The 9,455-nt window shown below is 44.6% G+C and carries 11 protein-coding genes; 2 read left to right on the forward strand and 9 right to left on the reverse strand.

Translation table 11 applies throughout. The features are described 5' to 3' along the window. Window positions 1-122: 122 nt before the first annotated feature. The 8 genes from LC608_RS35325 to LC608_RS35360 form a co-directional block, all read right to left on the reverse strand. Complete coding sequence (locus tag LC608_RS35325) at window positions 123-2,534, reverse strand: plasmid replication protein, CyRepA1 family (protein WP_229557959.1); 2,412 nt, start codon at window positions 2,532-2,534, stop codon at window positions 123-125. 154 nt (window positions 2,535-2,688) lie between these two features. After that, window positions 2,689-3,288, reverse strand: coding sequence for an alpha-ketoglutarate-dependent dioxygenase AlkB (locus LC608_RS35330; RefSeq protein ID WP_229557960.1), 600 nt, complete (start codon window positions 3,286-3,288; stop codon window positions 2,689-2,691). Window positions 3,289-3,492: 204 nt separating this feature from the next. Further along, window positions 3,493-3,873 (reverse strand): hypothetical protein, encoded by a 381-nt coding sequence (locus LC608_RS35335; RefSeq protein ID WP_229557961.1) that lies wholly within the window; start codon window positions 3,871-3,873, stop codon window positions 3,493-3,495. Window positions 3,874-3,904: 31 nt separating this feature from the next. Beyond that, window positions 3,905-4,363, reverse strand: a complete 459-nt coding sequence (locus tag LC608_RS35340; protein WP_229557962.1) for a DUF1392 domain-containing protein — start codon at window positions 4,361-4,363, stop codon at window positions 3,905-3,907. Continuing rightward, window positions 4,360-4,758: a hypothetical protein gene (locus tag LC608_RS35345; RefSeq protein WP_229557963.1), complete on the reverse strand. Its 399-nt coding sequence runs from the start codon at window positions 4,756-4,758 to the stop codon at window positions 4,360-4,362. The genes LC608_RS35340 and LC608_RS35345 overlap by 4 nt, the downstream gene beginning before the upstream one ends. 293 nt (window positions 4,759-5,051) lie before the next feature. After that, entirely contained in the window at window positions 5,052-5,894 is an 843-nt protein-coding gene (locus tag LC608_RS35350) for a hypothetical protein (RefSeq protein WP_229557964.1), read from the reverse strand. A gap of 100 nt (window positions 5,895-5,994) precedes the next feature. Next, window positions 5,995-6,465: a hypothetical protein gene (locus LC608_RS35355; protein WP_229557965.1), complete on the reverse strand. Its 471-nt coding sequence runs from the start codon at window positions 6,463-6,465 to the stop codon at window positions 5,995-5,997. 73 nt (window positions 6,466-6,538) lie between these two features. Continuing rightward, entirely contained in the window at window positions 6,539-7,498 is a 960-nt protein-coding gene (locus tag LC608_RS35360; RefSeq protein WP_229557966.1) for a hypothetical protein, read from the reverse strand. Between the two features lie 149 nt (window positions 7,499-7,647). On the opposite strand from LC608_RS35360, the gene LC608_RS35365 reads away from it, so the two are divergent. Both LC608_RS35365 and LC608_RS35370 read left to right on the forward strand, forming a co-directional pair. Beyond that, entirely contained in the window at window positions 7,648-7,932 is a 285-nt protein-coding gene (locus LC608_RS35365) for a helix-turn-helix domain-containing protein (protein ID WP_229557967.1), read from the forward strand. 151 nt (window positions 7,933-8,083) lie between these two features. Then, complete coding sequence (locus LC608_RS35370) at window positions 8,084-9,007, forward strand: hypothetical protein (protein ID WP_229557968.1); 924 nt, start codon at window positions 8,084-8,086, stop codon at window positions 9,005-9,007. Window positions 9,008-9,147: 140 nt separating this feature from the next. Here LC608_RS35370 and LC608_RS35375 read toward each other — a convergent pair. After that, a partial coding sequence (locus LC608_RS35375) for an N-acetyltransferase (protein ID WP_229557969.1) occupies window positions 9,148-9,455 on the reverse strand: 308 nt, incomplete at its 5' end.

The raw sequence follows: 9,455 nt of genomic DNA on the forward strand, positions 1-9,455 counted from the left end.
ATGTCACCACAGGCATAAGCATCAACAACTTTCTGACGCAAGTCGAGAGAGTAGGCTTTCATAGCGACCAGTTATCAGTAGAATTGCTCTCTCCTAAGTGTACTGGACTGGACTGATAACCGCTATACGCTCATGCCATAAGTGTCCTGTATGCGGAACTTCTCACATTCCAAAACCTCCTCCGGTTTGAGATAATCCTGATGCTGCCTACTGGTGTAAGTCCTTCTATCAATATCTTTGGCATTGGCAACTTTACGGTAATGCTCCTCATCGATGGCAATACCCGCAGCCTTCATCCAGCGCGAAGTCCCTTCATCACCAGCGTCGCCTAAAGGAATAATTGTATTCCCCATTTCAAGAAGTAGCGATCGCAAATCAGCCCGAAGATTATTGATCGACCAATTGCGCTGTGCTTCAATTTGGCAAGAGGCATCCAATGCCCAATCCTTCTCAGCCCCACGTTTGCCCGTTTCTCGGTTAATGCGAATCAAAAACGCAGTCATCTCGTTCTTCTGGAGAATCTTTTCCTTGATGCGTCGGGCATTAGTTTCGGCATAACCAAAGGGAGGACGCGGAGCCACCCAAACGTACATGGGAACATCAGGACGATACCGCCATAATTGCTGGGCGCATTCTGTAGCCGACTGAGAAACAGCATGAAATACACCAAACACGGCATCAAAATGATAGCTGGAAATGTCAACCCCTGTAGCGAGACTGGGAGTAATTAAAAAAGCGTCAATATCCTTAATGGCAATGTTAATCTCGCGGATAAAGATGACGTTCTCCTCACTGCCACTGTTTTCCGAATGAATAGCCCACACTCGTAACTTGCGGTCTTCGGCTAATTCGGGTGTATCATCAGCATCATCAATTGCTGAACCATCATTGAGCGCTCTTTCTAGCTTTTTGATAAACCGCTTGCTGTCGCTGACCATCATCAACTTTTTACCCAGCATCAACTGAGCGTGGAACTCTGCAACTATTGCACTGCTGTTTTTTCCTTCGTACCAATAAACCTGACGTCCCCCAGAGCGGTATTCATTCTTGATGATGTAAGGTTTTTCACCAGCCGGTCGCATTCGCATAAAAAACTCAATGGTCAAATCATCCAGGTGAGCATCTGCCAACACTACCAACTTGGCATTGTAAACCAGATATTCCAGCACTTCCAGAATAGCCCCCCGGTGTTCCTTGCAGGTTTTCGATTTGAGCAGATGGGCGAGATACTGACAGGCTTCGTCTATAAATAAGATATCGTAAGCCTGTAAATCATTCGCCATCTTATACAATGAGTCTACAGTGATACTCAGTGCTTTGGCTTTAGCCCAGTCGCCGCAAGAAATCGCAGAGTACATTGCTGTTTGCAAGCGATCGCTGAGATTTTTCAGCAAAGTAACCCGATGCCCATTGTTCAAAAAGCTCAAGTTTGGGTTATCTCTTCTAATCATTGTCAAGATTTCGGTCTTGCCAGTACCCATGTCAGAAGCTAAACCCACTAACCCAGATTGAGGTAGGGAGCGGATGACTGTGGAAAGATAGCGAGTATTAACGACAATATTGGGTTTGAATTTGTGAAGTCCCCTGGCGCGATTCACGAAAAATCTTTGGCTTAATTCGCTGATTCTCAATGCATCAGCAATCATCGTGGACACTGCTTTATCTGCTTTTTTCCCCAAAGCTACAACCCAATCATCAATTCCTTTTTCGGGGCCAGGGAGTAGCGCCACTTCACACTCGAGAGCAAGTTGGAGAATGACTTGACAGGTACGGCGAGTAGCAGCAAAAACCTGCTGTTTGGTTTTGGGCTTGCTTTCGTAGTCGAAGAGGATAACGAATTTGCGACCCTTTTGCGCCATTGGGACTAAATCAGGGTGCAGGTATTCCAGGTCTTCCTTGCCGACTCGACCATTCCAGATTCCAGGGAGTGCGATAGCTACATATCCCAAAGTTAGGAGACAAGCAGCTTTCTTCTCACCCTCCGTAAGGCATACAGGGATTTCGGGGTGTGCCATGACCCAAGCCCAAAAACCCAGTGCTTCACCAACTTCTGTAACAGTAATATGTTCTGGCATCGGCACGTCATACCGCAGAGCTATCAACCGCCAGATGTGCAGGGGGACTCTCAGGTAGGTGACACGGTTGGGAGTTTTGGGGGGTGACTCGTATTTAACGGGCTTTTGAGTTTGCTCGTGTGTTTGCTTATCCCATTCGAGTCTGGGGTAATCGGGTTTCATCCGTCCCCAGTCCATCGGTAGCCAATTATTGAGGGGGTCGAGTCCACTAACCCACCATGCGCCCGACTCTACATGGGCATATCTTTTCAAATACCCGTCCCGTAATCGCCCATCGTTGCGTCTGGCAGTTTGGGGCAGAGCGTATAAAAGGTATTCGTATACTTCCGAACCACTTAAAGAGCGGACATTTAGGGCAGTGAGTTTGGGGTCAACGGCAGAATTGACTACCCATTCATGCCAGTGGTTGGGAGCTAATTCACTGTTTGGATTCTGATGTGTATCAATTGTGTGGCTCAAATGAACAGCATCATTTTGGTTCGAGGAGCCACGTAAATTTAGATAATGCTTTGGTAATTTTTGATGCTGTCAGCCACTGAATCTGATATAGGGTCAGGGTTGACAGCTTTTTTGAAGTGCTGTTGTTTATCTGCTCAGATTGAAAAAATCAGAATTATCTGCTTCTGGCTGTATGTGGTCGGAATGTGAGATTAATCCGAGTGCTGACCACTTTGTTTGTTTTCGGAACCTGATGCAGATGTGTGGACTGACAACCGGGGTGCATCACAAGCAAGCTCCCGTGTTCCAGCCAGAAATCTGTTGGTTTGCCGCCGATGGGTTTGATTTGGAATTTGCGACATGACCCCAAGCTGACTGATGCAATCGCAGGGTTAAATCCCATCGATGGCTCGTTGTCTGCGTGCCAACCGATGCTGTCCTGGGCACTGCGGTATTGATTTCCGATGACGATGCGAAACTTATAGCCAGTCAACGCAGTGATTCTGTCCCGCAAGTTAGCCAGAGCATCTGTCCAAGTCAGAGGTTTTAAGAACACGCTGTTGGAGTAAAGGTAATCACATCCGGCATCACCGTAAATGCACTCTAGGCGGGGGACGGGCATTGTTTTACCCAACATTCTGATTTGATTTTGCTGCCACTCCAGTTGTAGACAGTGTTGGTAGAGTTCGTTTGCTTGTTCAGAGCTTAAGAAATCGGGGTAGTAAGTGACTGGTAAAACTGGGGTAGATTCAGAGAAAAGTGTAAGTTGTTGCATGAGAGTTTGTCCTTATTTTTGATGGATGAAAATCTAAAAACCTGCTTGAGATTTCGAGTGATGAAGCGAAAACTGATAGGATGAACCCAGCACTGATCACAGATGCAATTGCAACCAAGCGTTCGCCCTAGACTAATGAGTGCGATCGCTTTCATTTTTTGACCAACACCTGTGGCTTCTTAGTAATAAAAGCCCCCGCCTGTTTTAATGCAGCAGTCGGGTCTGGATGAGCGAAAACCTTAACGCACCCAAAGCCGAAAAAACTCTAACTTGGGAGGTTCTAGATGGTAGACAGAGTGTCTGTCGAGCATCCCTTAGCTCTTTTCCAGTAAGGGTTTTGGTTTCAAGCCTTTGGAATTCAGATTGATTTATTCTTGTTAGTTCTTTGACTGCGGACTCTGTAACTGAAAAATATTCCGCTATTTGTGCAGTAGTTGCCCAGCCGCTACCGTTCCATACAGCGAACACTATTGCCTTTGCTTTGCTCAGAACAACTTCTGCGCGTGAATTATCTAGGTTAGAAAGTGCAGAAGTTCTCAATGATGGAGACTCGGCTAAAACACTTTGATTTAAAGGTAAACTCATCTTGCTCGACTCCTAAGTAAATTTCAAGACTTTAAACATTTACCCGCACCAAACTTTTTTCACCAACTAATGAAAAACGATTAGATATAGTTGGTGTCTTAATTAACGTTGGTGACATCAATTCAACAAGGTAAAACCAAGAATTATGCACCAGCGCAATCCCCAGAATTAGCCGTTGCTTTGTTCCCTTATCGTGCGAGCAGAGGATCACTCTTTCACCCAAAACGAAAGCAGGTTTTTGCACGTTGAGGGCTTCTAACTCTCCAGTGGCAATAATTTGGTTCTGTGTAGCGTGGAGTATTTCATTGCGGCAATCAATCGAATAAATCCAACATTCGTGTTTCCATTGCATCCCACAGCAATAGCCAAATGTTCTCGTGGTTCTGAGGTATACCCTCTCCAGCAAATTAACTGCAACAGGTGGAATTGTTTGACCCCAAGGAGGTGAGAGATACCAACTTGTTTTCAGCGCGTTAATGTGGTCAATCATGCTTTTCTCCCCAATAAGTAATTAATGGCTTCAACATCAAGAGCAGCAATGCGTTTTTTAATTGATTGGGGTGGATTATCAAAAAACTGTTTTAAATGCCATCTCCGAACTTGATAACGCTTAGAAGAACGGCGGCTAGTTTTCAACCAACCACGACGCACCCAACCAGAAACGGTGGTGGAATGCACACACAGAACACGGGCGATTTCAGCACTGCTATAGTTATCGAGAAAGGGGCTTGTAGAATAACCCAAAGCCCAAAGTTTAGTAGCAATAGCAATGGTCGTGCGGAAATAGCCATGTTTTTTTAAGATTGAGGCTATCTGTTTAGGGGTATAAAGTTCAGCTTTAGCTTCAATAATTGCAAGTTCTTCATCAGTCCATTTTGTATGCATTTGATTACCTCCCATATTTATGCAGATTTAGCATCAGACTTTTTTTGTACAATTCGAGCGCTGATAGATTGAAAATCTACTTGAAAAATGTTAATCTCAGTCTGCATTTCCCCAGTGTTGTAGCGGTCTAGATGTGCTGCTTAATTGCGGATTGATTCAGCCCATCAGGGATATCGATGTGAGCTTCACTGATGATTTTTTCGATTACTGTGACAATGACTTTCATGGTTTTTACTCCCATCTGATTAATTCAGGATTCAGAAATAAAACTTCTTCTGAATCCTGATTTTGATTTACACTGCTCCAGCTTTTGCAGTTTGTAACTGCTGCATCCATCCGTTGATTGCTGTTAACTCATCAGCACCGCTAACAACGGCATCAACAACCTGCTTTTGATACGAAGATTCAGCATGATTGGGATACTCGCACTTGTCTGCTGCCCAAGCCAAACACATGGTTTTGATTAGTTCATTAATCTGGCTAATATCAAGTAGACTTGGGCGGTCAACATCCTGGAATTGCAACCACTCTTTGACCAAATCAAGCGGATAATCAAGCAAGGTGCGAATATTTTTTACTCGCAAATCCTGTGGGTGTACTGATTGAGGAACTACACTAAGTTTTGGTGGAGTCAGTGAGGGTTCGGGAATCGAGTTTGAAGTTGTACCCAATAAAGATTGGATGTCACGAATGATAGTTGCCCAATTCAAATCTCTACTCCATTCCCTGTAAATCTTGGTTTTGGTTGCAGCATCGTAAAGATTACAAAAAACTGTGTTCTCGTCGCCAGCATTAGCGACAATAATCAGTGGTTTTGAGAAATCTTGGATTAATGACGCAGCTAAAAGGAAGCTTTTGGCGAAATTGGTTTCAATGCCAGTTCTCACTACATAAAGTTCATCGGCACTCACGACAATATCGAGTTTAAGGTTGTCCTTGCCTTTGAATTCTTTAGTTGTCAATCGCAGTTCTGACAGATACCCAGTTAATGCTCTTTGGGTAACAGGGATTTTCTTATCCTGGCTGATATTGAACTTGTACCAAACGAAAGATTCCCCGTCTACTTCCCCCTGATTGACATATAAATAGATGGGTTCGGGAGGGTTGCATAAACCTAGTTTGATTTCAGTAACCATATTTTATTGACCTGTGCAATAATTAGTGGTTTGTAGCGTAAACTTTCAGTGCTTTACGATTGCTTGAAGAAAAGCTGATATTCAAGCAATCGCTTCTTTACTAAACAGAGCGCTGTTGATTCCGGTCTAACTCCCATTGCAGATAGGTGAGCGCAGTTTGAGCATCAGCAGTGTTTAAGTCAGGTTGATATCCCTCGTCCAACAGTTGTTTGTAGTCTGGAAGTGGAGCAATTTCAGATATAAGAGTTAGGCCTTGTTCAAGTAATTTACAGAGATTAGGGTTAGACATTTTAATGCTGAGTCTGGAACATAAATCCTCCGTTTTCACACCGGATGTTCCTGGCTCAATCTCGGTTTCTAATTCCTCAAGAAGAGATTGGAAATCAGGGTGTTCATCGTTAATTTCAATCTCAAATAAATCTCCGCTTTGTCTGACTGTAGTTGCCCAAGCAGGTAAAGTTTGTGGAACCGTCTTAGCGTAAAGTTTCATCATTGTTCCTCTGGGATTAATAAAGTAAAAATCTTCGGGAATCTCCAACAAAAAGCCGCATCCGGTGTTCTGTACTTGCATAGAGGAGCAAAGGAGCAGAGGAGCAGAGGGGAAAGAATCTGTACAATCTCTCTCCTCTGCTCCCCTGTCCTCTTCACGCTGTTACAGGGTCCCGTAACCGTTGCCAGTTTTGAGCGGTTAACTGTTCAAAGGACAGGTCTTGCAATTGCTCACAGTTAGCTACTTCAGCAGAGAGCAACTGCTGTAATTCCTCACTAGTCAGTTGCTCTAAGGGTCGGGATTGCAAGTATTTGTGAGCTGGTTCAGCCAGCGATGTATCCACCATCGACAATGAGCGCACAGCATCAAGCACCGAGTTAGAATACTGCTGCTGGACTGAATAACGCCTCTTCACCCACCAGTTCCCGTCAGTGCATCCGACTTGCCCCAGTTTCACGCCCTTGTTGTTGTAAATGCCATCATCGAGAATTTCAAACCCATAATTCTGGCACTCGTTGAAGATATGCGCCATTATTTGGTTTTCAGTAGAAGAAGAAGGCATGGGGGCAGAGGCGCAGAGGGGCAGAGGAGAAAGTTGTTGTAGGTTTTTCCCCTCTGCACCCCTGCTCCCCTGCACCTCTGCTTGTTTTTCCTGCACAGGTAATGAACCGTCTTTGTAGTGGGTGCAGATGAAGCGATCGCAACGCATTAGAGTGTTGGCACGAAATACTTCTTCGTCGTTAACCATGACTACCCAGCGTTGCGTTAAATGGTTGTCGTCATGGCTGATGCTGGCTACCAGTTTGTCATCAGCGTAATATTCGTAATCAGAAAAGGAGATTTCGACTATTCTGAGGGGTTCGGGGGCTATGGCTTGGGCTTGGTCAGCGATGTAGTTGTCGAGTTCGGCTTGAGCGAGGGCTTGGTTGTCGGGGGCAGCAGGGGCGAGTTTCTGAACCTTGCTTGCCTGATATTTAGCGATCGCAGTGATCCAAGAATCCTTACAGCGTTTGTCGTTTACTTCGACTGTGCAGCCGATCTCGCTGTAGATTTGCTTGAGTCGGGCAATGGATTTCAGTTGCAGCTGTTGCTGGCCGTAAATATGGTATGTCATGATTAATAAAGTTCCTAAAAGAACAGAAAGCGCTTTAGATTCGCAGTCAGGGCGCTTTCTTTATATCTATATTATTACGTATTACGTAATGCTTGTCAAGTAATGCGTAATGGTTTAAATTAGAGATAATTCTTTGGAGGCGTATGACTATGGATTTAATGAAAATTATTATTGAAGTGGAGTTTACTGGTATCGGAACTGCTTTGAAAAAGGCAAGAGAAGCTGCGGGGATGAGTTTAACCGTAGCTGGTGATTACGCCGGAATGAGCGGGGCAAATTTTAATAGAATTGAGAATGAGGATACAAAGGGTGTACCTTTAGACACCCTGATCAGGGCAGCCAATGCTGTAGGGTTGGATTTAAAAGAGTGCTTAGGTGAGTGGATTCAGCATATTCCTGGGGTTAATTTAACAGAAAGTTCTAATGGCAATTAACCCTCAGACTCTTAATCCTCTTGCCCTACTTTCAGCTTTTCCAAAAAAGCCATGCCTGCGGTGGGCTATGACGGAGCAGTTATCAACTACTTCCAAAGTCTACGTTGTCATTGACTCTGAAAAAATATTGTTGAACTAAAGGGGTGGAATAATGGCTAAACCACCTTCTAATCGCAAAAAAGCCATCTCTGCTGTATCTAGTGACAGCACACTACCCGATGACCAAGACCTTAAAGAAAACCCAGCCTTAGCAACAATTAACGTTACTGCTGTCGAAGTTCCAGAGTTGACAGAGGAAGAACAGCGCGATCGCCTTCACCTGGAGCGGAAGGTGGAACGGGCGTTTTTTGAGGCGGGGGAAGCCCTGACGGAATTGAGGGACAGACGGCTTTATCGCTCCACGCATAAAACATTTGAGGAATACTGCCGCGATCGCTTTGGGCATAGTCGGCAACAATCAAATTATTTGATTGCCGCAGCTGGTGTTTACGAAAATTTGACAACCATTGGTTGTCAAAATGTGGCAGATGAGAATTTGACAACCAATGGATCACAAATTCTGCCGACTAACGAACGTCAAGTCAGACCGATGACAAAGCTTGAACCCCAAAAACAGCAGGAAGTGTGGGTAAAAGCGGTGGAGCAGGCAGGGGGTAAAGTGCCACCAGCTAGAATCGTTAAAAACGTAGTGCAGCAAATAATGGAACGCACCCAAGTACCCAATACTTACCAGTTAGGCGAAGTATGCCAAATACTTGCAAAGGACAATCCAGAACTCAGAGGCAAGGGTGGGTGCTGGGGCATCGTAAACCATGTGGGTGAATTTAGCTGCACCGTCAGAACCTGGGATGGTGAGTATACGGTTGGGTTGCAGCACCTGAAATCGTACAACTACTTGCCTGCCGAGTGTGAGCAGATGCAGGTGATTTGCGATCGCCTGGGTCGGGTGTATTCGAGTGGGCTGGAGGAGTCTGTGCAAAAGTTTTTGGAGTCGTTGGGGAGGCTGAACCGTGCTTATTTGACAGCTTTGGAGGAGAAATTGTTAAGTGTGTTGGAGTTGGAAATTAGACCTTAGTACAACAAAGAAGAAATACTATTATGCTGTAAGTGATTCTCTAAAACAGAATTTTGACTTAAAAGCCATGCTTAGGAATAAAAACCAAGCATTAGTGAGAAACAAAGCATGTTTTGACAAATATAGTATTTAAAAGCCTTTTACAGCTTTTTAAAATACCTGGCAATTGGTAGTAACCCGAAACCCAGCTTTTCATAAGTACAACGTGCTGGTGCATGACCAGGATCGCCTCCAGTCTCGACCATAGCAACGGACATACCAGCAGCTTTCATCCAATTAAGAGCGAACTCGACTAGAGCGGCTCCAATACCAAGACGTTGATAAGGGACTTCCAAGAAATAAAATATACAACTAGTAAGAATGATAATCATTATAATGAGGGGAGGTCTTGGGTTGCCAACGGCAACCCAAGACCTCCCCAAATACACATGGAAAATCTGCACTTTCC

Origin of the sequence: Nostoc sp. XA010 (assembly GCF_020829625.1) — a bacterium.
Classification (GTDB): domain Bacteria; phylum Cyanobacteriota; class Cyanobacteriia; order Cyanobacteriales; family Nostocaceae; genus Nostoc.

What these genes read in the sequence shown, in the direction of transcription:
- LC608_RS35335 (WP_229557961.1), bottom strand. Translation starts at nt 3,873, where the DNA reads ATGAGTTTACCTTTAAATCAAAGTGTTTTAGCCGAGTCTCCATCATTG.
- LC608_RS35365 (WP_229557967.1), top strand. Translation starts at nt 7,648, where the DNA reads ATGGATTTAATGAAAATTATTATTGAAGTGGAGTTTACTGGTATCGGA.
- LC608_RS35360 (WP_229557966.1), bottom strand. Translation starts at nt 7,498, where the DNA reads ATGACATACCATATTTACGGCCAGCAACAGCTGCAACTGAAATCCATT.
- LC608_RS35340 (WP_229557962.1), bottom strand. Translation starts at nt 4,363, where the DNA reads ATGATTGACCACATTAACGCGCTGAAAACAAGTTGGTATCTCTCACCT.
- LC608_RS35350 (WP_229557964.1), bottom strand. Translation starts at nt 5,894, where the DNA reads ATGGTTACTGAAATCAAACTAGGTTTATGCAACCCTCCCGAACCCATC.
- LC608_RS35330 (WP_229557960.1), bottom strand. Translation starts at nt 3,288, where the DNA reads ATGCAACAACTTACACTTTTCTCTGAATCTACCCCAGTTTTACCAGTC.
- LC608_RS35370 (WP_229557968.1), top strand. Translation starts at nt 8,084, where the DNA reads ATGGCTAAACCACCTTCTAATCGCAAAAAAGCCATCTCTGCTGTATCT.
- LC608_RS35355 (WP_229557965.1), bottom strand. Translation starts at nt 6,465, where the DNA reads ATGCAAGTACAGAACACCGGATGCGGCTTTTTGTTGGAGATTCCCGAA.
- LC608_RS35345 (WP_229557963.1), bottom strand. Translation starts at nt 4,758, where the DNA reads ATGCATACAAAATGGACTGATGAAGAACTTGCAATTATTGAAGCTAAA.